Source organism: Ruegeria intermedia (genome assembly GCF_900129345.1).
GTDB lineage: Bacteria > Pseudomonadota > Alphaproteobacteria > Rhodobacterales > Rhodobacteraceae > Ruegeria > Ruegeria intermedia.
Window position 1 is genome coordinate 16,193 of sequence record NZ_FQVK01000020.1, and the last position, 25,405, is coordinate 41,597.

Genomic DNA, 25,405 nt, shown 5'->3' on the forward strand with positions numbered 1-25,405 from the left:
GCGCAAAGCCAACATAAGGATGATGCCAGATGGAAACCCTTTCCGAAAACGCCTGTTTCGGTGGCGTGCAGGGCGTGTACCGCCACGCCTCGGCGGCGTGCCAGTGCGACATGACCTTTGGCCTGTTCCTTCCGGCCGAGGCCAAGGACGGCCCGGTTCCGGTCCTGTGGTATCTGTCGGGCCTGACCTGCACCCATGAAAACGCGATGGTCAAGGCCGGCGCGCAGGGCTGGGCCGCCGAACAAGGCATCGCGCTGGTCTTCCCAGACACCTCGCCGCGTGGCGAGGGGGTCGCCGATCATGAGGATTACGATCTGGGCCAGGGCGCCGGGTTCTACGTCAACGCCACGCAGGCACCCTGGGCGCCGCACTTCAACATGTGGGACTACGTGGCCGAGGAACTGCCCGCGCTGCTGGTCGAACACTTCGCCATCGACGGCGACCGGCAGGCCATCACCGGCCATTCCATGGGCGGCCACGGCGCGCTGACGCTGGCGATGAACCTGCCGGGCCGTTTCCGTTCGGTCTCGGCCTTTGCGCCGATCTCGAACCCCACGGCCAGCGACTGGGGCCGCAAGCAGCTGAGCGCCTATCTGGGCGACGACCCGGCCGACTGGGCCAAACATGACGCGACGCTGATGATGAAGGAAAAGGGCTTTGACGGCCCGATCCTGATCGACACCGGCACCAACGACCAGTTCATCGACCTGCTGCGCCCCGAGGCCTTGGCACAGGCCATCGCCGAGCGCCGTCAACAGGCTACGACCCGGTTGCAGCCTGGTTATGACCACTCCTACTTTTTCGTGTCCACCTTCATGGAGGACCACGTCACCTTCCACGCCGAAGCGCTGTATGGGGACTGAGGGATGAGCAAATACGACTATGACCTGATCATCATCGGCTCGGGTCCATCGGGCCGCGCGGCCGCCATTCAGGCGGGCAAGCTGAAGCGCAAGGTTCTGGTTGTTGACCGCCGTGACCGTTTGGGCGGCGTGTCGGTGCACACGGGTACGATCCCGTCGAAGACCCTGCGCGAAACGGTGCTGAACCTGTCTGGCTGGCGCGAGCGCAGCTTTTACGGCCGCTCGTACCGGGTCAAGGATCAGATCCGCGCCGAGGACCTCAAGGCCCGGCTGCACATGACGCTGGATTATGAGGTTGACGTGTTGGAACACCAGTTCAACCGCAACCACGTTGAAACCATGGACGGCGTGGCCCGTTTCGTCGGCCCGCACGAGATCGAGGTCACCGCCGATGCGGGCGACACCACCCGCCTGACGGCTGCGAAGTTCCTGATCGCCACCGGGACCAAGACCTATCGTCCCGATTACGTGCCCTTCAACGGCAAGACCATCGTCGACGGGGACGAGTTCCTGGAAATGGCCGAGATCCCGCGCTCGCTCTGTGTGATCGGCGCGGGCGTGATCGGGGTGGAATACGCCACGATGTTCTCAGCGTTGGACGTGCGGGTGACGCTGATCGAACCGCGCGAGACCTTCCTGGATTTCATCGACAAGACCCTGATCCAGGAATTTACCCACCAGATCCGCGAAAACGGGGTGGACCTGCGCCTGGGCTCGGCCGTGGAAAAGATCGAGGACGCCGGCAAACATGTCGAGATCACCATGGCCAATGGCCGCCATGTCCGGGCCGAGATGCTGCTGTTCGCGGCGGGCCGCATGGGCAACACCTCGTCGTTGAACCTCGAAGCGGTCGGGATCGAGACCGACCACCGCAACCGCATTTCGGTCGATCGCAAGACCTATCAGACCTCGGTGCCGCATATCTATGCCACCGGGGACGTGATCGGGCATCCCTCGCTGGCCTCGACCTCGATGCAGCAGGGCCGGGTCGCGGCCTGCCACGCGCTCGAGACACCCACCTTGCCCGAAAGCCCGTGGTTCCCCTATGGCATCTACTCGGTGCCCGAGATCTCGACCTGCGGCATGTCCGAGGAAGAGCTGCAGGAACGCGGCATTCCCTACGAAGTGGGCGTGGCCCGGTTCCGCGAGACGTCGCGCGGGCATATCATGGGGCTCGAGCACGGGATGCTGAAGATGCTGTTCTCGCTGAAAACCCGCCGGGTTCTTGGCGTGCAGATCGTCGGCGAAGGCGCGACCGAGCTGATCCACATCGCCCAGGCGGTACTGAACCTGAAGGGTACGGTGGACTATTTCGTGCAGAACACCTTCAACTATCCGACCCTGGCCGAGGCCTACAAGATCGCCGGGCTTGACGCCTTCAACCGGATGCCGATCCCGGACGAGTTCAAGGTGCGCAAATCGGACACGCCCGAGCCAGCAAAGTTGGCGCCCAAGAAGGCCAAACAGGCGTGACGACCCTGTATGTCGATGGCGACGCCTGCCCGGTGAAGGCCGAGGCCGAGCGCGTCGCCACGCGGCACAGGGTGCCGATGGTGATGGTCGCGAATGGCGGGCTGCGCCCCTCGGCCAACCCGCTGGTTCAGATCGTGACCGTGGCGCAGGGCGCGGACGAGGCCGACAAGTGGATTGCCGAGCGGTGCGGCGCGGGCGACATCGTCATCACCTCGGACATCCCGTTGGCCGCCAAATGCGTCGAGGCCGGCGCGCGCGTGCTGCGCCCCAATGGCGAGGCCTTCACCGCCGCCAATATCGGCCAGCAACTGGCGATGCGCGATCTTATGGCGGATCTGCGCGCCGCCAACCCGCTGGGTGCCGGGGGCGGTGGCAAACCGTTTTCCAAAGCCGACCGATCGCGGTTTCTGGACGCGCTCGAGCGCGAGATGCGCGCCGCCCTGCGGGCCTGAGTTTGGCCTTGCATCCCGCCCGGCGGGTTGGTTCAGTCGGCCCCGAACGCAACACAAGCGAACAGGAACCCCCATGCCCGTAGAAGCGGTCGTTTTTGACATCGGAAATGTTCTGATCGAATGGCAGCCCGAGCGGTATTATGACCGCGTGATCGGCGAGGACCGGCGGCGTGAAATGTTCTCGGCCATCGACCTGCACGGCATGAACGACCTGGTCGATCAGGGGCATCACTTCACCGACACGATCTATGCCTGGGCCGAGAAATACCCCGAATGGCGCAATGAGATCCGCATGTGGCACGACAACTGGATCGAACTGGCCGCGCCCGAGATCCCGCATTCGGTCCGGCTGCAGCGCGCGCTGCGGGCCAAGGGCGTGCCGGTCTTTACCCTGACCAATTTCGGGGTGCAGAATTTCGACTATGCCACAACCGTCTATCCGTTCCTGAACGAGTTCGACCGGCACTATGTCTCGGGGCGCATGAAGATGGTCAAACCGCATGCGCCGATCTACCAGATGGTCGAACAGGATTGCGGCCTACCGCCCGAGACGCTGCTGTTCACCGACGACCGGATCGACAACATAGAAACCGCCCGTGGCCGTGGATGGCAGACCCACCATTTCGACGGCCCGCAAGGCTGGGCCGACCGCTTGGTGGCCGAAGGCCTGCTGACCCCGGACGAGGCCGCCTGATCCTAGGCGGCAACGGGCTGCGCGGGGCGGTTCTCTCGGATCGGCAGGTGCACGATCGCGCTGAAGGCGCCGACGGCCACGCCGATCCACCAGACGACGGTGTAATCGCCGTAGATGTCATACATCCGGCCGCCCAGCCACACGCCCAGAAAGCCGCCGATCTGATGGCTGAGGAACACCACGCCGTAAAGCGTGCCCATGTAGCGCAGGCCGTAAAGATGCGCCACCAGCCCCGATGTCAGCGGCACCGTCGCCAGCCACAAAGAGCCCATCACGATCGAGAACACGATCACCGACATGGGCGTGATCGGCAGCAGGATGAAAGCCGCGGCCGCGGCGGTACGCGCCGCATAGATCGCGGCCAGCAGGTATTTCTTGGGGAAGTGGTTGCCTGCCCAGCCGGCCAACAGGGTGCCGCCGATATTGGCCAACCCGACCAGCGAGATCGCCACCGCCCCCAACGCCGAGGTGGTGGTGATGCCCATCGAATGCAGCACGCCACCGGGCTGGATCGGGCCGCACATCTCGGTCACGAAGGCCGGGAAATGCGCGGTGATGAAGGCCAACTGATAGCCGCAGCTGAAAAAACCCAAGAATATCAGCGCATAGGACGGGTCGCGGAAGGCACGCCCCAGGATCTGGCCCATGCTTTCCTCCAACTCGGCCTTGCTGATCTGCGCGGGCGCGCGCATGAAAGGCAGCGTCAGCACAAGGGCCAGAATGGCAATGGCGAAGATGATGAACACCTGCTGCCAGGGCAGGAAAGTCAGCATCCATTCGGCCGTGGGCGCGCCGATCACCTGCCCGAAGCTGCCCGCCGCCGTCACGATCGCCAGTGACATCGAGCGGTTCTGATCCGTCGAGGCCCGCCCGACCACCGCCAGCACGACGCCAAAGCCCGTGCCCGCGATACCGAAGCCCACCAGCCAGGCATAAAGTTGATGCCCGAAGGGCGTAACGGACCAGGCCGACAGAACCATCCCCGCCGCATAGGTCAGCGCACCAAGAATGATCGCCCGCCGGTCGCCCATCTTTTCGGCGATGGCGGCAAAGATCGGCTGGCCGATGCCCCAGGCCAGGTTCTGGATCGCGATAGCCAGCGAGAAATCGGTGCGAAGCCAGCCGAACTCCTCGGCGATCGGAATCTGGAACACGCCGAACGAGGCGCGCACGGCGAAGCTGACCGTGATGATCACGCATCCGACGATCAGCACCGGGTTGAGCAGACGGGCGGTTGGGGTCATGGGGCCTCCGGTTTCAGCCCGCCGACAGTATCCGCTTGGGCCCGCTCGTCAATTCAGGAGTTTTGCGGTCACGATTAACCAAAATTAATGCGTGCCGGAGGATGCCTTCTTTTCAACGGCGCGGGCGGGCGCTATGGCTCGGGCCATGACCGACATGATCTCGTTGTACGAGGCCCGCGTTGCCGATGGCACCCTGAACCGCGACGACGCGCAAGAGGCCGTTCTGCCCCAGTTCGAGCGTATCCGGGCGGCACTGGCCGCGCCGGTGAAACGCGGGCTGTTCCGCAAGGCACCGCCGCCGCCCAAGGGTTTGTACCTGTGGGGCGGCGTGGGGCGCGGCAAGTCCATGTTGATGGACATGTTCGTCGAAACGCTGGGCGAAGTTCCGGCCCGGCGCGTCCATTTCCATGCCTTCATGCAGGAAATCCACGCTGGCATGCATGAGGCGCGCGAAACCGGCGTGCAGGATGCACTGGCGCCGGTGGCGGCCTCGGTCGTGAAATCCGTGCGCCTGCTGGCCTTTGACGAGATGCAGATCACCGACATCACCGACGCGATGATCGTCGGGCGGCTGTTCGACCTGCTGCATGCGGGTGGCGTCGTCGTTGTGACGACCTCCAACCGTCATCCCGACGATCTGTACAAGGATGGCCTGAACCGGCAGCTGTTCCTGCCCTTCATCCACCACATCAAGCAACAACTCGATGTGCGGGAACTGACCTCGCCCACGGATTACCGGCAAAACCGGCTCGAGGGCTCGCCGGTCTATTTCACGCCCATCGGACCCGAAGCGCGGGAGAAGATCCGGGCTGTGTGGGCCGACCTGTCAGGTGGGCCGGCCGAACCCCTGACCCTGCACGTCAAGGGGCGCGAAGTGGTTTTGCCTGCGTTTCGCAATGGTGTGGCACGGGCCTCGTTCTACGATCTGTGCGGCCGGATGTTGGGGCCGGGGGATTACCTGGCCGTTGCCGAGGCGGTCAAGGTGCTGGTGCTTGAGGACATCCCGCGCCTGTCGCGCAACAATTTCAACGAGGCCAAGCGGTTCGTGACGCTGATCGACGCGCTGTACGAGGCGAAGGTGCGGCTGATCTGTTCGGCGGCGGCGGAGCCCGAGATGCTGTATGTCGAGGGCGAGGGAACGTTCGAGTTCGAGCGCACGGCATCACGTCTGCGGGAAATGCAGGCGCAGGACTGGGGGCAATAGGGGGCGCTGCCCCCGCCGCGCTGTGCGCGGCTCCCCCGGGATATTTCCAGCCAGATGAAGCCTCAGCCGTTTTCGCGCAGGATGTTCCCCGCGAGATAGAGCGAGCCGCAGATCAGGACCCGGGCCTGTGGGTCGCGGGCGGTGATCGCGGCCAGCGCTTCGGCCACGCTGTCGGCGGTGGTGGCGGGCAGGTTCACCGATTTGGCAGCGGCGGCGGTTTCTTCGGCAGGGAGCGTGTTGGCCTCGCCGGGGATGGAAACGGCCGTAAGCGAACCGGCCTTTTCGGCCAGTGGCGCGAGGTAGCCGGTCACGTCCTTGGTGTTGAGCATGCCGCAGATCAGGTGCGTCGGGCGCGGCGGCAGCTTGGCCAGGACATCCGCCAGCGCCTGTCCGGCGGCGGCGTTGTGGCCGCCGTCGAGCCAGAGTTCCGCCTGGGGCGCTTGGTCGACCAGCGGGCCGGTCTTCAGGCGCTGCATCCGGGCCGGCCATTCGGCGCGGGTGACCGCTGCCTCGTAAGCCTCGTCGCCCAGGCCGAGGTGGCGCAGGACCGCCAGCGCGGCGCCGGCGTTCTGGACTTGGTGCGCGCCCAGCAGGTTCGGCAGCGGCAGGTCGCGCAGGCCGTTTTCGTCCTGGTAGATCAGGCGGCCATGTTCCTCGTAGATGTGCCAGTGCTGTCCGTAAGCCAGCAGCGGAGCGCCGAGGCGGGCGGCAGTGGCCTCGATGACCTCCATCGCTTCGTCCGGCTGCGGGCCGACGATGCAGGGCACGCCGCGTTTGATGATGCCGGCCTTTTCGGCGGCGATCTTGGCCAGCGTGTTGCCCAGGAACTGTTCGTGGTCGATCGAGATGGGGGTTATGACGGTAACTGCGGGGTTCGCGACTACGTTGGTGGCGTCGAGTCGTCCGCCAAGCCCGACTTCGAGTAGCGTGTAGTCGGCAGATACGCGGGAGAAAGCCAGCAGCGCCGCGCAGGTGGTGATTTCGAAATAGGTGATGTTCTCGCCGCCATTGGCGGTGTAGCACTCATCCAAAACGGCGGTCAGGTCGGGTTCCGAGATCAGCTTGCCCGCCAGGCGGATGCGCTCGTGAAAGCGTGCCAGATGCGGCGAGGTATAGGCATGGGCCGTCAGTCCGGCCCCTTCCAGCCCGGCGCGGATCATCGCCTGGGTCGAGCCCTTGCCGTTGGTGCCGGCGATATGGATCACCGGGGGCAGCTTGTCCTGCGGGTTGCCCAGGGCCTTGAGCAGACGCCAGACACGGTCCAGGGTCAGATCGATGATCTTGGGGTGCAGCGCCATCATCCGGTCGAGGATGACGTCGGATGTGGGCGCGGTCATTTCTTGGGCTGGTCTTCGGCAGGCTTGGCCTGCGCGTCAGGCTGTTCGGCCACGCCCGCCTTCGGGGCAGGCAGATCTCCTTTGACCGCCGGGGGCAGGCCCATCAGCATCCGGGTGATCGTGATCAGCTCGTCCCGCAGCTCGGTCCGTTTGGTGACACGGTCCAGCATGCCATGATCCAGCAGATATTCGGCGCGCTGGAAGCCCTCGGGCAGTTTCTCGCGGATCGTCTGTTCGATCACCCGCGGGCCCGCGAAACAGATCAGGGCGTTCGGCTCGGCGATGTGAACATCGCCCAGCATCGCGTAGGACGCCGTCACCCCGCCGGTGGTGGGATGGGTCAGGACGACGATATAGGGCAGGCCGGCCTCTTTCAGCATCTGCACCGCGACGGTGGTGCGCGGCATCTGCATGAGGCTGAGGATGCCTTCCTGCATCCGGGCGCCGCCGGCGGCGGAGAACAGGATCAGCGGGCGCTTGAGCTTTACCGCCTCTTGTGCGGCGGCGATGATGGCGTTGCCCACATACATGCCCATCGACCCGCCCATGAAAGAGAAGTCCTGCGCCGCGGCCACGATCGGCGTGCGGCCGATTTCGCCGGTGGCGACCAGCATCGCCTCTTTCTCGCCAGTCTTTTTCTGGGCCGCCTTCATGCGGTCGGGGTATTTCTTCTGATCGCGGAACTGCAGCGGGTCTGCCGTGGGGGTGGGGACGGAAACCTCGGTGAAGATGCCGCCGTCGAACAAATGCTTGAACCGTTCGCGCGGGGTGATCAGCATGTGGTGTCCGCACTGGGTGCAGACATTCTGGTTGTCCGCCAGCTCGCGGTGGAACAGCATCGTTCCGCACTCGTCGCATTTGTGCCAGAGATTCTCGGGCACCTCACGGCGGGAAAAGATCGAGTTGATCCGGGGGCGGACGTAATTCGTGATCCAGTTCATGTCGGAACCTTGCTGATGCGGGTTGCAGTCAAATAAGACGCTACGGAAGGAAATGCAATCAGCGCCTGAGCGCAAGTCGGGCCGTCAGCCACCCGACGATCATCACGCCGAAGTCGGCAAACAGCCATTGCCGGAGGAGCCCGGTATCGGACATGTCGAACGGCAGGTGAAACAACGCCAGCCCGCCAAGGCTGTCGGGCAGAGACACGATCAGCAATGCCGTGACATTGTTGGCGAAATGCAGGGCGATGGCGGGCCCCAAAGTCCCGGCGCGAGCGGTCAGATCGGCGCTGAGCACACCGAACACGCAGGCCCAGACCGCAACCAGCGCCGCGTTTTCGCCGGCGGCATTGGGCGCATAGTGGCCGACCGCGAACAGAACCGCGGGAACGCCGATCCAGATCACGGGTGAACGAAACCGTGCCGCCAGCGACTGTTGCAGGTAGCCGCGGAACAGAATCTCCTCGGCGCTGGTCTGAATCAGGACCGCGGCCAGAGACAGCGGCAGCAGACCCAGCCACAGCCCGATCGGCAAATTGGGTTCGAACGGGGCGCCCATGTCATAGGGCGGCAGCAGGAACAGCACGACGCCGAGGACCAGCAGCGCGCGCAGAACGCGCCAGAACTGGGCCACCGCCACGCGCCGGGGCCCGATGACGGACCACAGGCTGCGATTCTGGAACTGGCGGACGGCAAGCGCCACCGCCAGCGTGACGAAGCCGAAACTGAACAGCAGGATCAACACCGCCATCGGCGACGCGCCGCTTTGGAACCCGGCCACCTGGTCCGGCGGGGCCAGGCCGACCACGGCGGCGAACAGAACCAGGTTCAACGCGATGACGGTCGCGACCACCAGGGCCACCCCGCCGAACAACCGCCACAAGGCCGCGCAGGCGCGCACCGGGGCGACCAGCGCCTCATGCGCCGCATAGGCGCGTTTCGCTTTGCCGGGCTCGGTCATCCGCCAGCCCCGGTTTCGACCTCTGGGGGAAGCTCGATATCTGCTGCAAGGAACCGTTCGGATACCGAGGTCAGATAGCCCGCAACCGTTTCCAGCAGGCTGACGGCCACCGTGGGATCGCTTTCGATGACGGCTCTCAGTTCCTCGGCGCCGATGCGCAGGAACGAACAATCGGTCAGGGCGACAAGATCCATTTGCCGGGGCACGCCGGTAATGATCGACAGATCTCCGATCAGGCGTCCGGGCTCGACGGTCGAGATGCGCCGCTTTTCGCCGTCGGGCTTGGTCCATTCCAGGCTGGCCTGGCCGGATACGCACAGATAGGCCGCATCCGGCGTCTGCCCGCGCGCAAAGATGACCTGCCCGGCCGCCGCGTCGTACCATTTTGCCGAAAAGGCCAAGAGCCGCTGGTTGCGGCCATCCAGCCGTGAGAACAGTTCGGTGGCGGCAATCACCTTCAGCTTGCGGGTGAAGTCGTCCGAAGCGCCATCTTCGACCGGCAGGTCCGCCCGCGAAACCCCGTCGATGCGCCCGTCCTTGATCTCGAGATACAGGTCATAGGCCTCGGGGTGGGAAAAATGATCCTCCATGAAAATCATGATCGAATCGGGCAACAGCTGCCGCAGCTTCATGCGGGTCTGATGCCGGCTTTCGGAATCGTGACTGGCCAGCGCCTTGTCCAGGATCAGAATGTCCGGCCGCTTGATCGCGGCGCGGGAAAAGGCCGCCCTTTCCTGAAACACCGTCGGCAGGTTGGCCCCGCCCAGACCGGTGGGCAGATCATAGATGATGGCCGCCAGCCGCCGGCGCAGCCCGGCCTCGTTCAACACCTCGGCGACCACGTCCTCGATCTCGCGGTCGTGACTGCCCGCAGTCAGCGATACGCGGCCGTAGATGGCATTTTCCATCACCGTCAGGCGCGGGACGTACACATCCGGCCCGACCTTGACGAACAACCCGTCGAACGACCGGTGCAGGCTGTCGGCATGGGTCTTGCGGATCTTCAGGATCTTGTCCTTGTATTCCTCGGGAAAGCTCGGCCCGATCTGTTCGGCCGTCAGCATGAACGGAACCGTCAACAGCAAGGCCTTCTCGCGCTCCGACAGGCTGTCCTCGCCCTGGCTGCGGCGGCGCTCCTCGATGTCGAGCAGCCGGTGATACAGGTCCTTCGACAGCCCCAGCCGCAGGAACAGAGGGTGATCGGCGCCTTCGCGGCCGAAGGTCTGGTTCAGCGTGTCCAGCACCGCGCTGGCGATGCTCAGTGCGTCGCGATCCAGATCATGCGCCCGAAGCATTTCCAGAAACCGGGCATCCCCGGCCAGAAGGTCGGCGGAAATGTCATCCAGAGGCGAGGCAAACAACAGGTTTCCCCCCAGCGGGACAGCCGGGTTGAACTGGTCCGGGTCGAACCGAAAGACGTATTTGTCCAGCCCCTTTTCCCTGAGCCGTTCGGCGACCTTCGGCCTCAGCCGGACGATGTCTTCGGCCAGATCGGGATGTTGTCGGGGGTCGAACTGCGACCGCAGCGTTCGGCGCAGCATGAATTCGTCAAGACCCATCGCCTCGACCAGTTTGAACCACCAGTCCCGGATGTCCTCTACGCTGTCCAGCCCCGCCAGACTGGGGTCAACCCAGTCGTCGGCCAGCGAATCGGGCAGATTGCCCGACCGGATCGCTTCGATCGCGTAGCGCGATGGCGCTTTGCCATCCTCCGCTTCGTGCTGCGGATGGTTGCGCAGGGGCATCAGCAGGTTGTCGCCCAAGGTCCCGCTGAACAGGTAGGGCCGCGAATGCGCATAACCGATGCGGGCGGCGATCACGGCCTGGTGCAGCTCGTCCAGCTTGTGGCCCGACAGAATGACCTCGCCCTGGGCGGGCAAGACCTCACGCGTGAGCAGTTCGGCCAGGGCGCGCCGCTCGGATTCGTGCGAGGCCTTGATCGCCACCCGCGCCTTGCTGGGAATGGTCAGGTCGATATCTTCCAGAACGATCTTGCCGTCCTCGTCCCGGACGGTGACGTTCTTCAGTTCGATGTCGCCATGCAGATGCGGGATGGTGTCGGGTTCACCTTCGAACAGCTCCTCGGGGATCATGTTGTCGGGGTTGAAGCGTTCGGTCACGACCTGCCAGCGCAGCGACATGTCCTGCACCTGGTTGTAATAGGTCAGCAGGTCGCGCCAGGGTCCGCTGAGGTCCTTGTAGGCGCCCAGTGCCGCAACCAGAGCCCCCACCGTGACCTTGCCGGAGATCGCCAGATACCCGCCGATCGAATAGAACAGAAAAGGCGTCAACTGGGTGATCAGGTTGTTGAGGAACTTCATGAAGAACTTCTTGTTGTAGATCTTCACGCGAATCTCGAACAGGGTTCCCAGCCGATGGCTGAACTGGGCCAGCCGGTACCGCCAACCGCCATTCACCCGCAGATCGCTGATACCGGCCGCGGTCTCGCCGATCTCGGTGCTCAGGTGCCGGATTTCCTGGATGCGCTCCTTGTTCAACAGGTTGATCTGGCGCTGCAGGCGCGGGATCAGCCAGGCCTGCAACGGGATCAGCGCGATCGCGGCCAGCCCGAACCACACGCTCTGCATGAACAGGAAGGTCACGATGGTCATCATCTGGCCGAACTGGAAGACCGGCTGGGCGATGGCATCGCCCATCAGCCCGCCCAGCGGCTCGGCCTCGGAAGTGATCATCGACACCAGTTCGCCCTGGCTGGTCGACGAGAAATACGGTTTCGGAAATCGCAGCATCCGCCGGATCAGGGTGAACCTGAGGCGGCGCAACATGCGTTCGGCCACGATGCCCTTCATCGTGTTGATCCGCATTTTCATGATGCCGCCTGCGATCACCGTCCCCAGAAACGCAAGGCACAGGATCATCAGGTACTGAACCTGCGTCACCGTCACGCCGAAAAACGTCACCGTGTTGCCCGTGGCACCGATCGCGTCGTTGATAATCCGCTTGGGCAGCTCGAGCGAGGCGTAAAGGAATGGGAAGGAAATCACGGTCAGAAACAGAAGGATGAACTGCTGTTTCTTCGAATGCTTCCAGATGAATGCAAAGAGGGTGGGTTCCATGCCCGGCCTTGTCTTGACGTTTTGGATTGCGGCCCGTTGCAAAGGTTCCACTGCGGCCGGGTGCCTGACGGTAAGCTTTGACCGGGGCCATTTCAAGAACACCGGGAAAATTGTTCCGCCCGCACCGCGTCGCCGCGAATTTTGCAGCACCCCGCACGAAGGCGGGTTTATCCCGCCCCGGCAAATCGACTAAAGAGGTGGCGTTTCTCGATGCACGGGCTCATGCGCAAGCTTCTGACACGTTACTTCAACCGAAAGGTGCTGGACCGATGGCGCCGGGCGGCCGCGGCCGCGGGCACCGCCAGCCTGCCGCAACTGCGCCTGCAGCGCGATCAGGCGCGCCTGCTGCGGTTCCAGCTCGATCGACTGATTCATGAGGCTGACAGCCGCCTGATGCGGCCCCGGATCGGGTCAAGACAATTCCCCAAACCGCTGGGCACGGACTGGTCGTGGCGCCCCGACGTGTGGCGCGGGCCGATGCCCGGGCGGGGCGTCTGTCCGGTCGCGCGGCAGGACCGGCTGGATGGACAGACGACCATCTTTCACGACTGCCCGCGGGCCGAGATCGGCATGCGGCAGCTGCGCAACAGCGATGATCGCGATCTGGCCCCGTTCGGTCTGGCGCTGGATGTGTTCGATTTCCGGGGTTCGTTCCTGTCGGTGTCTGTCGAACTGCCGTCCGAGGCCCGGACCGCCCTCAGCCGCCAGCACATGTTCCGCGCCAGCGTCCAGTCGGAACAGGAACGTCCGGCGCGGATATTTGCGCGTCTGAATATCCAACACGGCCCGAACACCGAACAGGTCCTTCGGGAACTGCCGCCCGGATCCGAGGTTTCAACGGTGGATTTCGACCTGGCCCACCTGGAACTGAACGAACGGCGGGTCCAGAAGATCTGGTTGGATCTGATCCTGGATCAGCCGGCCATGAACCGGTTGGTCATTCGCGACCTGACCCTGTGCCGCTATCATCGTGCCGATCTGTGAAGGACACCGACATGACCCAAGCTGAGCTTGTACCGATCCGGTTCGAAAACGCCGTCTGGGAGGGACAGCTGACCGCCACATCGGAGCCCCGGGTCGAGGCCCGGTATCTGGGCGAGGCGCTGCCGGGCGTCGAGATCACTCCGAACGACGCGGGCTGGATGCTGCGGGTTCCGGTACCGCCGGCCCTGCTGTCGGACGGGGTGCATTGCGTCACCATCTGGGATTGCGAGCGCCAGTCGAAACTGGGCGATTTTTCGGTGATTTCGGGGGAGCCGGCCTCGGGCGACATCCGGACCGAGCTTGAACTGCTGCGGGCCGAACTGGACATGCTGAAACGCGTCGTGCGCAGAATGAACCACGGGTAATCCCGCCCCGATCCGCCCGGCCGCACGGGGCGACCCGAACTGCGACCTGTCAATTTGACGCGATGTATGGCTTGATGAGGCATTCGAAACGGCTCGGATGCGTCATGGAACGCGACAGCATCATCAAGGTCATCGCGTTGATGGTGACCGCCTTCGGCATCGGGATCGACTTTACCGGTGCCCTGATGCTGGTGCCCGCGATCGAGAATTCCTTCGACGCCGACATCACCAGCACCCAATGGGTTCTGAACATCTATGCCCTGTTCTTTGCCATGACCATGGTTGCGGGCGGGCGGCTGGGAGACCTGTACGGTCACCGCAAGGTCATGCTGATCGGCCTGTCGGTGTTTCTGTTTTCGTCGGTTCTGCGCCTCATCGCACCGAACCTGGATTTCCTGATCGGCGCCCGGGCGTTGCAGGGGGTGGGCGCCGGGTGCATCTGGCCATGCACCCTGGCCCTGGGCGCCACCAAGGTCGCGCGGGACGAACACCGCGCGCTGGTGATGGGCCTGATCCTGGCCGGCGTCACCAGCGGCAATGTCTTTGGCCCGATTATCAGCGGGTTCGTCGTCAATCTGGGGGACTGGCGCCTGTTCTTCCTGGCCAATGTGGTGTTTTCAACCGTATCGACGGGCACCACGCTGGCCCTGATCCCGCGCGAGACCGATCACAAGACCGGCGAACACATCGATTTTGCCGGAATGGGCATTTTGTCGATGGCGGTTCTGCTGTTGCTCTACGGGTTGGATGTCGGGGCCGACTGGGGGTGGCTCTCGGCTCCGCTGCTGGCAGTGTTTTTCCTCAGCGCGGTGCTGTTGGGCCTGTTTTCGCGGGTCGAAAAACGTGTACGCCAACCGCTGCTGCTGCCGCAGATGATGCAGAACCGGCAATTCCGGATCACGCTGGGGCTGAACATGTTCAATGTCTCGGCCGCCTTCGTCGGGCTGCTGTATTTTCCGCAATACATGCAAAAGGTCCTGGGCTGGTCGGCTTTCGAATCCGCCTTGGGACTGGCGCCTCTGACGGTTCTGCTGGCCGTCGGTTCGATCGTGTCGGGCACGCTGTACAACGACTTTGGCCCCAAACGGCTCATGTTCTGGGGGTACCTGTCGGCCACGGCCGGCGCCGCCAGCATCGTCATCCTTCCGATGAGCCTGGGATACCTGCAGATCCTGCCGGGAATGGCGCTGATCGGGCTGGGGGCCACGCTGACGGTCGGGCCTTCGGGTACGGCCGCCGTGTGTGCCGTCCGGCCCGAGCGCGCCGGGCTGGTGGGGGGTCTCAGCTTCATGGTACATCTGGTCTATGGCGCGGTGTCGGTCGCGGTGGCCACCGCGATCATGTACACGGCCAGCCTGTCCAGTCTCGGTACTCAGCTCGCCAAGGCGGGCATCGACATGCCGGCCGCCGACCAGAAGGCGATCAATAGCGGCACCCTGACGACCCGGACAGCACAGGCCATCATGGGCAAGCTGGATGCGCACCAGGCCGAGACGGTCAAATCCGCCATTGCCACGGCATTCGATGCAGGCATGAACATGGCCTTCGTGTTTGCCACCATTTCGGTTTCGATGGGCCTCATCCTCGCCTTGCTGCTGGACGAGAGAAAACTCCACAAAGTTGCGTAAAACGCACGTTCGACGTTGCGCGGACATTGTCGATTTCGCCGGCGCGGTCGTTCCCATGGGGTTTTGTCGCGGGACGCCGGTCGGGACGAGAAAATCCATCAATCAATATACTAGTGTTCTGGACGACCTAATGCTGGCATGCCGGCGCCAAGGACCAAAATCCGCGGTTCACGACTCGGCGCCTGGGTCTGCAAAGGTTTGGGGGCAAACGGAAAATTCGGGAGGACTACATGAAGATCGCAAATTTTGCCGCCAGGATCATGCGCGGCGCCACGTTGGCCTTGTCCGTCGCGGCAGCACCGATGGTTGCCCAGGCCGATACCGTCACCCTGCGCGGCGCCAGCATGTTCGATGAAAGCCACGCATTCACGAAAACCCTGCGCGAATTCGAACGCCTGGTGAAGGAAAACTATGACGGAGACGTCCAGTTCGACCTGCGCCTGAACGGCGAACTTGGGGTCGAGTCCGACTATGTCACCTTCCTTCAGCAGGACGTGGCGGTCGACTATACGATCATGGCACCGTCGAACATGGCCGTTTTCGCTCCGTCGATTCCGCTGATGGACATGCCGTTCCTGTTCCGCGATCTCGATCACTGGAACGCGGTGCTGTCCAGCGATGTGCTCAAGCCGCTGGAGGACGAATTGCTGGAGAAAGCCGACATCAAGATCATCGGCTATACCGGCGGCGGAGTCCGCAACCTGCTGTCGGATCACCCGACTCACAATCTCGAGGAACTGGCCGGTTTCAAGATGCGTGTGATGGGTGCGCCGATCCAGGCCCGCACCTTTTCGGCATTGTCGGCCAATCCTTCGGCCATTGCCTACAACGAAGTCTACAACGCCATCCAGACCGGCGTGATCAACAGCTTTGAAAACGAAGCCGCCAGCGTGCAGGACCTGAAATTTTACGAGGTGACGCCCTATGTCGCGCTGACGCAGCACACGATCACCGTGCGTCCGATCGTCATGTCCGGCAAGACGTTCCGCCAACTGCCCGAAGATCTGCAGGCGGTGATTCTGCAAGCCGGCAAAGAGGCAGGCGCCTTCGGCCGTGCACTGGAATCGCGTGAAGACGGGATCAAGCTGAAAGAAATGGAAGGCGCCGGGCTGATCCATGTCAACGCCTTCGAAGACCGCGACAAATTGCTGGAACTGGTGAAGCCGGTGCAGGATGCCTATGCGGCCGAGATCGGCGCAACCGAATTGCTGGCCGCCATTCGCGCCAAATAAGGCCAAAGCCGCGCCCCTGTTCACGTATCAGAGGCGCGGCACGCAAGGAAAGAACAAAGGGGGGGTACGGGCTTGAATACAGCGACGCAATCCAGCCTGGTGCGCGCGATCGACCTGCTGTGCCGGGGTCTGCGCTTTCTGGTCGGCGGGCTGATGATCCTGCTGGCCATTCCGGTCGCGCAGCAGGTGATCGCCCGCTATACCGGCCTGCTGCCGGTCTATCTGTGGACCGAAGAACTTGCGACCTTTCTGTTCGTGTGGGTGGTCATGATCGGCTCGATGCTGGCGGTCTGGGACGGAACCCATTTCGATGTCGAAGTCATCCCCACCGCCCGGCGCCCGACCCTTCGGCTGGTGCAGTTGGGGTTCGTTCAGTTGATGATTTTCGGTTTCGGCCTGATGTTCGCCGTCTACGGGATCGAATACGCGAAATTCGGGGCGCTTCAGCACACGGTCATGATGGGGGCCAACAAGCTGTGGACCTTCATTTCGGTCCCAGTCGCCGGCGCTTTCTGGGCGCTGTTCGCGGGCGCCAAGCTGTGGCTGATGATCGTGGCCTACCGGGCCGGAGAACTGTCCGGTGACGCCGAAGACAGAGAGATGTCGTCATGATCGTATCTACCGGACTGGCCTGCTCGATCCTGGTCGGAGGCATCCTCATTCTCGTTCTGCTGCGCGTGCCGGTGGCCTTCGCCCTGGGGATATCGACCGTACCGCTTGTGGTTCTGGATCTGCGCCTGACACCGTTCATCGTTCTGGACCGGATGTTCCAATCCTACAATTCCTTCATCCTGCTGGCGGTGCCCTTCTTTCTCTTGGCGGCCAACCTGATGAATTCCGGGCAGATCACCGACCGGCTGATCAATTTTGCCCGGGTACTGACCGGCTGGCTACCGGGCGGGCTGGGGCATGTGAACGTGGCCGTATCGATGCTGTTTGCCGGAATTTCAGGGTCGTCCACCGCCGATGCGGCGGGGATCGGCAAGATCCTGATTCCGGCCATGGTCAAATCGGGGTTCGACACGCGGTTTTCCGTTGCGATCACAGCCTGCTCCTCGGTGATGGGCGTGATCATTCCCCCAAGCATCCTGATGGTCGTCTGGGGCGGCGTGATGCAGGTTTCGGTCGGCGCCTTGTTTCTTGCCGGCGCGATACCGGGCCTCCTGATCGGACTGACCATGCTGATGACGGTCTATGGCTATGCCAAGTCACGCGACTATCCGGTCGCACTACGCCCCACACTGCGCGATTTCTGGGAGGCCTTCCGCGGATCGTTTCTCGCGTTGCTGACGCCGGCCTTTGTCGTCGGGGGCATCGTCGGCGGTATCGTCACACCCACCGAAAGCGCGATCATCGCAGCGGCCTATGCATTGATCCTGGGCCTGTTCGTCTACAAGACCGTGCACCCCAAGGATCTGTGGCACATCTTCTACGACACCGGCCGCTTTGCGTCGATCTCGCTGTTCGCCATCGGAACGGCATCGGCCTTTGGCTGATTGCTGGCGTTCTTCAAGGTGCCGGCTTTGATCGTGGCCCTGCTGACCAGCTATCATTTCGGCCCCGTCGGAACGTCCCTGGTCATTGCCGCGCTGTTTCTGCTGTTCGGCCTGTTCATCGACGCCATTCCCACGATCATCATTCTTGGCACGGTGTTGATGCCCGTGGCAGCGGCGGCCGAGATTCATCCGGTCGTTTTCGCGGTCATCGGAATCATCTCGCTGGCCTTTGGACTGGTGACGCCGCCCTACGGCTTGTGCCTTTTGATCGCGGCTGCAATCGGGGAAATCAACGTCATACGCGTCTTGCGGGACGTGGCCATCATCCTGCTGCCGATGCTGGTGATCCTGCTTCTGGTGATGCTGTTTCCCGAAATCGCACTGTGGCTGCCGCGCCAGATCATGCCAGCCGCGATCTGAGACACAGCCCGATGCCCAACGGGTCGCCGGGTGCAGACACGCGGCGGCCCGGCTCCGGGACCATCAGTCACAAACAGGTGCCTACGCGTCGTCGGGTTCGAAATAGCTGGAATTCGACGCCGAAATCCGCTCGATCGTTTCGTCCAGCCGGGACAGGTGAAGCATGCCGACTTGGATGGCCGTATCCGCATCGTTGGCCTTCACGGCCCGCGCTATCGCGCGATGATCCTCGAACAGTTCCGGCATGCGGTGTTCCTTTGAAAGTCCCAGCATGCACAGCCGGTCCACCTTCGACTTTTCACTCTTGATGACGTCAAATGCGAATTCGGCCTTGGCAATGGCGCACAACGTCTTGTGAAACGCATAGTCGAGCTCGCCGAATCTTTCGACATCCCCACCGTCGACGGCCTGCTTCTGGTTGTCCAACTGCGCATCCAGCAAGGCGCCGCAGTCCGCATCGCAATATGTTGCGGCACGGCCCAGCACCTCTTTTTCGATCGCGGCCCGGACAAAACGCGACTTGGCGATCTCGCGCCTCGAGAAACGTTTCACCTCGGTCGCCCGCTGGGGTCGGATCAGAAGAAGGTCAAGATTGGCCAACCGGCTGAATGCATCCCGAACCGGTTGCCGCGAAACACCGAATTTGGCCGCGATATCGGCTTCGGAAATCTTGTCGCCCGGACGCAGGTTCAATGTCAGAATCTGCTCGTGAAGATAGTCGAAGATGGCATCGACGCTGGTTCTTCGTTCTCCAATCCGGGTTGCATGTGCCATCATCAGTCTCCAATGCCGCAGGCGACCTTCTGCGTGTTGCCCGTCAATGATCATTGCGTCGGCGGATATTAGCCCTCATTCGCTGCCAATACCACCAACCATGAACCGTTGGCCGTCGTTCCGTTTCGGCATCAGTCTATACGGTTTCGCCCTGTCAGCCACAAAATCTCTACTAGTATCCCAGTTAGCTAACTAGTATACTAGATGAGACATTCATCGAATCGTGTGATGCGGATTTGACCCGCCGGTTCCTGAGAGAGCCGGGGCGGGCGCCGGCCCGAAAGGACATGCCCGGCGCCCGGGCAAGGTCCGCGCCGCTTTGGGGCTTGGCCTGCTTACGCAAGCGCACCTCGAGACTGACAGATTTTCGACGACGACGTCCGGAGGAAGACATGACGGTCCAGAACTATTTCCCAGCCGCCGATGGCAAGACCGTCAGCGCCGGTGATGGGCTGACACGGAAGGTTGGCGCAAACAACGACAACCTGATGTGTGTCGAAGTCCAGTTCGAAAAAGGCGCCGTGGCCCCCCTGCACAGCCACCCACATGAACAGGTCACCTAAGTGGTCTCGGGGAAGTTCGAGTTCACGGTGGGCGACGAAACCTACACGGTCGCGGCCGGAGACTCGCTCTACAAACAACCGAACATCGTGCACGGGGCCGCCTGCCTGGAATCGGGAACACTGATCGACATGTTCACGCCGTGCCGCCGGGATTTTCTTTGAAAAACAGCTTCCGGAACCGAAAGGAGCACCCATGACCAAACCAGTGATCGGATTTGTCGGCCTTGGCCTGATGGGAGGCAACATGGTCGAAAACCTTCAGAACAGAGGGTTCGACCTGGTCGTCATGGATCTCGACCGGGATGCCGTCGACCGAGTGCTGGCCCGCGCGGCGGTTTCGGCCCGCGAACTGGCTCAGGCCAGCGACATCGTGATGCTGTGCCTGACGACCTCCGAAGTTGTCGAAGGGCTCGTCTTCGGAGAGGATGGAATTCTGGCGGGAATCCGGCCCGGCGCCGTGGTGATCGACTATGGCACCTCGATCCCCGCATCGACCCGCAAGATCGGCGCGGCCCTGGCGCAAAAGGGCGCGGGCATGATCGACGCACCGTTGGGCCGCACGCCTGCCCATGCCAGGGACGGTCATCTCAATATCATGGCGGCCGGTGACAGGGGCGTATTCGACCGGGTCAAGCCGGCTCTGGACCAGCAGGGCGAGAATGTTTTCTACCTCGGCCCGCTCGGGACCGGACATGTGACCAAGCTGATCAACAATTTCATGGGCATGACCACGGTCTGCGCAATGAGCCAGGCATTCGCCGTGGCCGAACGGGCCGGGGTCGACACGCGGCAGCTCTATGACATCATGTCGGCCGGCCCCTCCAACTCGCCGTTCATGGCGTTCTGCAAGAACTACGCGGTCGACGGCCAGAGCGATCTTGGGTTCTCGATCAACAACGCCAACAAGGATCTGGGATATTTCCTGAGGATGGTCGAAGACCTCGGCACGCGTGTAGAGATCGCCGAAGGCACTTCGAACAATCTTCAGGCGGCGGTGGATGCTGGGCTCGGGGCAGGTAACGTCCCGGAAATCTTTGACTATTTCAGGACGCTCTCGACCTGACTCCAAGACCCACAGTGCGACCAATTTCGAAAGGCACAGAGATGAAACTGCAAGGAAAAACTGCAATCGTCACCGGCGGCGGCCGCGACATCGGGCGGGCCTGTGCCGTCAAACTGGCCTCGGAAGGGGCAAATGTCGCGATCAGCTATTTTTCAAGCCGGGCCGGCGCTGACGAAACCGTCACCCAAATCGCGGCGATGGGTCGCAAAGCCATTGCCGTTCAAGGGGATCTGTCCAAGGCCGATGACGCGGAAAACCTGGTGGCGAAAACGGTCGAGGCCTTCGGCGCCATCGACATTCTCGTGAACAACGCCGGCGGCCTGGTCGCCCGCAAGACCATCGCGGACATGTCGCTGGAGCACTGGCAGTCGGTAATCGACCTGAACCTGACCAGCATCTTTTTGATGATCAAAGCCTGCCTGCCCCACATGGACACGGGAACGATCGTCAACCTGGCCAGCCAGGCCGGGCATGACGGCGGCGGGGCCGGCGCAGTTGCCTATGCCACGTCGAAGGGCGCGATCATGACGATGACGCGCGGGCTTGCCAAGGAACTGGGCCCCAGGATCCGTGTCAACGCGCTGTGCCCGGGGATGATCGACACCGACTTTCACAACGTTCACACGCCCGACCCGGCCCGGCGGGCGTTCGAGGCGGCGGCACCGGTGAAACGTCAGGGTGTGCCGGAAGATGCCGCGAACCTGGTCCTGTTCCTGGCTTGCGATGATTCGTCGTTCATTGCCGGCGCCAATGTCGACATCAACGGGGGTGTTCTGTTTTCGTGATCCGGCCCATGGCATCCCGGCCTTTCGACCGGGTGTCCGGGATGCTTGAATGGCGGATCAACTCTGGATCGGATGGGAAAGATGCGCGTTCTGGCAATTGGTGAATGCATGGCCGAACTGTCGCCGGTGGGCGAAACCGGCCAGTTCCGACTTGGATTTGCGGGCGATACCTTCAACACTGCCTGGTATCTGGCACGGGTCTGTCCGCAGGCCGATGTCGCCTATTTCACCGCCGTCGGCGACGATGCGTTGTCGGCGCAAATGCGGTCGGCAACGACCTCCGGCGGAATGGACGACTCCCTTGTCCAGGTCATCCAGGGCGGAACCGTGGGGCTGTACCTCATTTCGCTGAACCACGGTGAGCGCAGTTTTTCCTATTGGCGCGGCCAATCCGCGGCGCGTCGGATGCTCGAACATCCGTCGCGGCTGGAGACCGCATGCGCGGCGTCGAACGTGATCTGTTTCTCGGGCATCACGCTTGCGATTCTGGACCCGGCCCAACGGGCCGTCTTGCTGAGCGCCCTGAAGGTCGCACGGGCGTCGGGCAAAACCATCGTCTTCGATCCCAACCTCAGGCCACAGCTATGGGCGCAAGTGGATGAGATGCCGAAGACCGTCATGCAGGGCGGAGCCGTATCCGACATCGTGTTGCCGTCCTACGAGGACGAAGCCCGATGGTTTGCGGATGACAGCCCCCAGGCCACAGTGTCACGCTATGTCGATGCCGGAGCGACAACGGTGATCGTCAAGAATGGCGCCGACCCGGTTCACTATGCCCACGCCGGGCTGTCGGGCGACGTTCCGGTAGAACCGCTTGGAAAGGTCGTGGACACCACGGCCGCCGGAGACAGTTTCAACGCCGAAATCCTGGCCGGTCTGATCGAAGGCGCGCCGATCGCCACGCGCATCAAACGCGCCTGCGATCTGGCGGCCCGGGTCGTTCAAGAGCCCGGCGCCCTGGTTCCGGTCGATCCGACCCGGAAACGCTGACTCAACACCCCCGACAGGGATACACGAAAAGGGCCGCACAATGCGCGAGACTTGGAGATGGTTCGGAGAATTCGACAGCATCGCGCTGTCCGATGTCGTGCAGACCGGCGCGGCGGGCGTGGTTTCGGCCCTGCATGCTGTCCCCTATGGCACGACCTGGGGGGCAAGACCTGATCGCCGCGCGAAAGGTCGAGATCCAGGCCGCCGGACTGACCTGGGACGTGGTCGAAAGCCTGCCCGTCCACGAAGACATCAAGCGCGGATCGGGGGATCTGGCACCTCTTTTCGCTGCCTATCGTCAATCGTTGGCCAATCTGGTCGCCGAGGGTATAATCACGGTCTGCTACAATTTCATGCCCGTTCTTGACTGGACGCGCACCGATCTGAATGTCCCCGGGCGCGGCGGCGGCACCCGTCTGAGGTTTTCCGCGGCCCGGATGGCGGCATTCGAAATCTGCATGCTGGACCGGCCCGAAGCCGAGGACACCTATCCGCCCGAGGCGATCGACGCGGGAAAGCGATGGTTCGCACGCGCCAGCGATGAGGACCGCGCGGCCCTGCTCTACGCGATCATGTCGGGTTTGCCCGGGGCGGTTTCGAGATACGACCTCGAAGGCCTGCACGGGGTGATCGCATCCTATGACGGCCTGGGCCACGACGACCTGCGCGCCAATTACGCGCGGTTCCTGGCCGAGGTCGTGCCCACCGCCACCGACCTGAGCCTGAAGCTGTGCGTGCACCCCGACGATCCACCACGCGACATTCTTGGCCTGCCGCGCATTGTCTCCACCAGGTCCGATCTGGAGTGGATCCTGAAAACCGTCGACGCACCCGCCAATGGGCTGACCCTGTGTACCGGGTCGCTGGGTGCACATCCTGACAACGATCTTGTCGCCATCACGGCCGCCTTTGCCGACCGGATCCATTTCGTGCATCTGCGCAATGTTGCCAAAAGCGCCGACGGCTCTTTTGATGAAAGCGCCCATCTGGACGGCGACGTGGATCTTGTGGCGGTGATCGCCGAATTGTTGCGGGCCGAGCGCCGCACCGGAACCGACATTCCGTTCCGCGCCGATCACGGTCACGCATTGTTCTCGGATGTCGGCAAATCCTACCAGCCCGGTTATTCGCTGTTCGGGCGCGTGCGCGGCTTGGCCGAGCTGCGCGGCATCGTGGCCGCGCTGTCATCTGGTTGAAACCGTCTGCCGTGCCCGGACGTGAAGCGCAAGCCGGGTCCCGATCCGACCGTTCTGAAATCTGGCTGATCCGCGCTTTCACCATCAAGCGTGAAGCGGCCAGAAGATCGTTTTGTGCGCCCACGCAGAGAGATATCTGCAATCCGTTGCGGAAACGCTGTTTCCGGCCGTGACCGTGGACGGCCTCGCGCGGCACGTTGGAGCGCGACCGCACCCTTTGCCTGAACCGCAGCAACCGCACCAAGCAGGAAAAAGGTTGACCGTAAAGAAAAAGGGCCGCGTCACGCGCGGCCCCTGTGGTGCGATGCGCGCGTTACTGCGAGGCACGGGCGGTCGGGTTGAACGCGGACAGGCCTTTCAGGATGTCGATGGCATAGGCCAGCTGATAATCCTGCTTGCGCAATTCCGCGGTGGCCTCGGCCTTGGCGCGGTCTTCCTCGATCTGGCGGATCTCGTCCTCGGTCAGGCTGTCATTGTTCAGGCTGCCGCGCAGATCGGCCTCGGACCGGGTGCGGGCGGCCGCCTCTTCGTCCTCGTCCTCTTCGGGTCGGTTGCGCGGCTGTTCCACGATGATGTCCGGGCTGACACCCAGCGCCTGGATCGAGCGGCCCGACGGCGTGTAGTAGCGCGACGTGGTCAGGCGCATTGCGCCATCCCCCCGCAGCGGCATCACCGTCTGGACCGAGCCCTTGCCGAAGCTCTTGGTGCCGACGACGATGGCCCGGCGATGATCCTGCAGGGCGCCCGCGACGATTTCCGACGCCGAGGCCGAACCGCCATTGATCAGCACGACGATCGGCTTGCCCTCGGCCAGGTCGCCGGGCGTGGCGTTGAACCGCTCCCCATCCTCGGGGTTGCGGCCACGGGTCGAGACGATCTCACCTTCGTTCAGGAACGCGTCCGAGACCTTGATCGCCTGGGTCAGCAGGCCGCCCGGATTGTTGCGCAGGTCCAGCACGACGCCGTTGATCTTGTCGATGCCGCCGGCCTCGGCGATCTGCTTCTCAAGACCCTCCTTCAGGTTCGGATATGTCTGGTCGTTGAAGGTGGTCACGCGCAGAACCACACTTTGCCCCTCGGTACGCGCGCGGACGGCGGTCAGCTTGATCGTATCGCGGATGATGGTCACATCGAACGGATCGGGCTCGCCTTCGCGCACCACGGTGATCACGATTTCCGACCCCACCGGGCCGCGCATCAGATCGACCGCCTTGTCCAGCGTCAGGCCCAGGATGCTTTCGCCATCGACATGGGTGATGAAATCGCCGGCCTCGATGCCCGCTTCGTCCGCGGGCGTGCCGTCGATGGGCGAGACGACCTTGACGAACCCGTCCTCCTGCGTGACCTCGATGCCCAGCCCGCCGAACTCGCCACGGGTCTGCACGCGCATCTGTTCGGCGTCGTCGGGCGACAGATAGCTGGAATGCGGATCAAGCGAGGTCAGCATCCCGTCAATCGCCGCCTCGATCAGGTCTTCGGGCGCGACTTCTTCGACATATTGGGCGCGGATGCGCTCGAAAATGTCACCGAACAAATCCAGCTGCTCGTACACGCTGGCCTTGTTTGCGGCCTCCTGCGCCAGCAGCGGTCCGGCGATCTGGGTTGTGGCGATGATCCCTGCCAGGGTTCCGGCCAGACCGGCCATCACGAATCGTTTCATGCG

At 63.1% G+C, this 25,405-nt stretch carries 23 protein-coding genes and 2 pseudogenes; 18 read left to right on the forward strand and 7 right to left on the reverse strand.

All coding sequences use genetic code 11. The annotated features are described in order from the left end of the window. Positions 1-29 precede the first annotated feature (29 nt). The 4 genes from fghA to F3H26_RS13935 all read left to right on the forward strand — a co-directional run bounded on the left by fghA (position 30) and on the right by F3H26_RS13935 (position 3,482). A complete protein-coding gene (gene fghA, locus F3H26_RS13920) occupies positions 30-863 on the forward strand; it encodes an S-formylglutathione hydrolase (protein ID WP_149776627.1) in 834 nt (277 codons plus the stop codon). A 3-nt stretch (positions 864-866) separates the two neighbouring features. Beyond that, entirely contained in the window at positions 867-2,336 is a 1,470-nt protein-coding gene (sthA, locus tag F3H26_RS13925) for a Si-specific NAD(P)(+) transhydrogenase (protein WP_149776628.1), read from the forward strand. Continuing rightward, a complete protein-coding gene (locus F3H26_RS13930; RefSeq protein ID WP_149776629.1) occupies positions 2,333-2,788 on the forward strand; it encodes a YaiI/YqxD family protein in 456 nt (151 codons plus the stop codon). The genes sthA and F3H26_RS13930 overlap by 4 nt, the downstream gene beginning before the upstream one ends. A gap of 73 nt (positions 2,789-2,861) precedes the next feature. Further along, the gene (locus tag F3H26_RS13935) at positions 2,862-3,482 is read left to right on the forward strand and encodes an HAD family hydrolase (protein WP_149776630.1); all 621 of its coding nucleotides are present in this window, start codon (positions 2,862-2,864) and stop codon (positions 3,480-3,482) included. 2 nt (positions 3,483-3,484) lie between these two features. Here the strand turns inward: F3H26_RS13935 and F3H26_RS13940 are convergent, their stop codons facing one another. Next, positions 3,485-4,726, reverse strand: a complete 1,242-nt coding sequence (locus F3H26_RS13940; protein ID WP_149776631.1) for an MFS transporter — start codon at positions 4,724-4,726, stop codon at positions 3,485-3,487. A gap of 145 nt (positions 4,727-4,871) precedes the next feature. Here F3H26_RS13940 and zapE point away from each other — a divergent pair, with 145 nt between their 5' ends. Beyond that, on the forward strand, positions 4,872-5,930 hold the full coding sequence (zapE, locus tag F3H26_RS13945; RefSeq protein WP_149776632.1) for a cell division protein ZapE: 1,059 nt from the start codon (positions 4,872-4,874) through the stop codon (positions 5,928-5,930). 62 nt (positions 5,931-5,992) lie between these two features. Here zapE and F3H26_RS13950 read toward each other — a convergent pair whose 3' ends face one another. Genes F3H26_RS13950 through F3H26_RS13965 form a run of 4 tightly spaced genes read right to left on the reverse strand, consistent with a single transcriptional unit; the run spans position 5,993 to position 12,246 of the window. Beyond that, complete coding sequence (locus F3H26_RS13950; protein WP_149776633.1) at positions 5,993-7,267, reverse strand: bifunctional folylpolyglutamate synthase/dihydrofolate synthase; 1,275 nt, start codon at positions 7,265-7,267, stop codon at positions 5,993-5,995. Further along, on the reverse strand, positions 7,264-8,208 hold the full coding sequence (accD, locus tag F3H26_RS13955) for an acetyl-CoA carboxylase, carboxyltransferase subunit beta (RefSeq protein ID WP_149776634.1): 945 nt from the start codon (positions 8,206-8,208) through the stop codon (positions 7,264-7,266). Before accD ends, F3H26_RS13950 begins: the two co-directional genes overlap by 4 nt. 58 nt (positions 8,209-8,266) lie before the next feature. Next, positions 8,267-9,169 carry a CPBP family intramembrane glutamic endopeptidase gene (locus F3H26_RS13960; RefSeq protein ID WP_149776635.1) on the reverse strand — a complete coding sequence of 301 codons (903 nt, stop codon included), beginning with the start codon at positions 9,167-9,169 and terminating at the stop codon, positions 8,267-8,269. After that, a complete protein-coding gene (locus F3H26_RS13965; protein ID WP_149776636.1) occupies positions 9,166-12,246 on the reverse strand; it encodes an ABC transporter transmembrane domain-containing protein in 3,081 nt (1,026 codons plus the stop codon). The genes F3H26_RS13960 and F3H26_RS13965 overlap by 4 nt, the downstream gene beginning before the upstream one ends. A 222-nt stretch (positions 12,247-12,468) precedes the next feature. Between F3H26_RS13965 and F3H26_RS13970 the strand changes: the two genes are divergently transcribed. From F3H26_RS13970 to F3H26_RS13995, 6 genes and pseudogenes are all read left to right on the forward strand, one after another. Continuing rightward, complete coding sequence (locus F3H26_RS13970; protein ID WP_149776637.1) at positions 12,469-13,230, forward strand: DUF6478 family protein; 762 nt, start codon at positions 12,469-12,471, stop codon at positions 13,228-13,230. Positions 13,231-13,241: 11 nt separating this feature from the next. Beyond that, a complete protein-coding gene (locus F3H26_RS13975) occupies positions 13,242-13,595 on the forward strand; it encodes a hypothetical protein (RefSeq protein WP_149776638.1) in 354 nt (117 codons plus the stop codon). A 104-nt stretch (positions 13,596-13,699) separates the two neighbouring features. After that, on the forward strand, positions 13,700-15,223 hold the full coding sequence (locus F3H26_RS13980) for an MFS transporter (RefSeq protein WP_149776639.1): 1,524 nt from the start codon (positions 13,700-13,702) through the stop codon (positions 15,221-15,223). Positions 15,224-15,453: 230 nt separating this feature from the next. Further along, complete coding sequence (locus tag F3H26_RS13985; RefSeq protein ID WP_149776640.1) at positions 15,454-16,455, forward strand: TRAP transporter substrate-binding protein; 1,002 nt, start codon at positions 15,454-15,456, stop codon at positions 16,453-16,455. Positions 16,456-16,527: 72 nt separating this feature from the next. Then, complete coding sequence (locus F3H26_RS13990; RefSeq protein ID WP_223162514.1) at positions 16,528-17,067, forward strand: TRAP transporter small permease; 540 nt, start codon at positions 16,528-16,530, stop codon at positions 17,065-17,067. Further along, positions 17,064-18,371 (forward strand): annotated as a pseudogene (locus F3H26_RS13995) (TRAP transporter large permease). Before F3H26_RS13990 ends, F3H26_RS13995 begins: the two are co-directional and overlap by 4 nt. A gap of 81 nt (positions 18,372-18,452) precedes the next feature. On the opposite strand, the gene F3H26_RS14000 reads toward F3H26_RS13995, so the two are convergent. Then, entirely contained in the window at positions 18,453-19,145 is a 693-nt protein-coding gene (locus F3H26_RS14000; protein ID WP_149776641.1) for a GntR family transcriptional regulator, read from the reverse strand. Between the two features lie 392 nt (positions 19,146-19,537). Here F3H26_RS14000 and F3H26_RS19895 point away from each other — a divergent pair, with 392 nt between their 5' ends. The 7 genes and pseudogenes from F3H26_RS19895 to uxuA all read left to right on the forward strand — a co-directional run bounded on the left by F3H26_RS19895 (position 19,538) and on the right by uxuA (position 23,742). After that, a complete protein-coding gene (locus F3H26_RS19895; RefSeq protein ID WP_316635679.1) occupies positions 19,538-19,708 on the forward strand; it encodes a cupin domain-containing protein in 171 nt (56 codons plus the stop codon). Continuing rightward, positions 19,709-19,870: a cupin domain-containing protein gene (locus F3H26_RS19900; RefSeq protein WP_316635680.1), complete on the forward strand. Its 162-nt coding sequence runs from the start codon at positions 19,709-19,711 to the stop codon at positions 19,868-19,870. A 31-nt stretch (positions 19,871-19,901) separates the two neighbouring features. After that, positions 19,902-20,771, forward strand: coding sequence for an NAD(P)-dependent oxidoreductase (locus F3H26_RS14010; RefSeq protein ID WP_149776642.1), 870 nt, complete (start codon positions 19,902-19,904; stop codon positions 20,769-20,771). 41 nt (positions 20,772-20,812) lie between these two features. Then, entirely contained in the window at positions 20,813-21,556 is a 744-nt protein-coding gene (locus tag F3H26_RS14015; protein ID WP_149776643.1) for an SDR family NAD(P)-dependent oxidoreductase, read from the forward strand. A gap of 81 nt (positions 21,557-21,637) precedes the next feature. Further along, positions 21,638-22,546: a sugar kinase gene (locus tag F3H26_RS14020; RefSeq protein WP_149776644.1), complete on the forward strand. Its 909-nt coding sequence runs from the start codon at positions 21,638-21,640 to the stop codon at positions 22,544-22,546. A gap of 40 nt (positions 22,547-22,586) precedes the next feature. Next, positions 22,587-22,655: pseudogene (locus F3H26_RS19905) on the forward strand (hypothetical protein); the annotation flags it as partial. Positions 22,656-22,692: 37 nt separating this feature from the next. Then, the gene (gene uxuA, locus F3H26_RS14025) at positions 22,693-23,742 is read left to right on the forward strand and encodes a mannonate dehydratase (protein ID WP_316635681.1); all 1,050 of its coding nucleotides are present in this window, start codon (positions 22,693-22,695) and stop codon (positions 23,740-23,742) included. A 313-nt stretch (positions 23,743-24,055) separates the two neighbouring features. On the opposite strand, the gene F3H26_RS14030 is transcribed toward uxuA, so the two are convergent. Next, positions 24,056-25,402, reverse strand: a complete 1,347-nt coding sequence (locus F3H26_RS14030) for a S41 family peptidase (RefSeq protein WP_149776645.1) — start codon at positions 25,400-25,402, stop codon at positions 24,056-24,058. Positions 25,403-25,405: the final 3 nt, after the last annotated feature.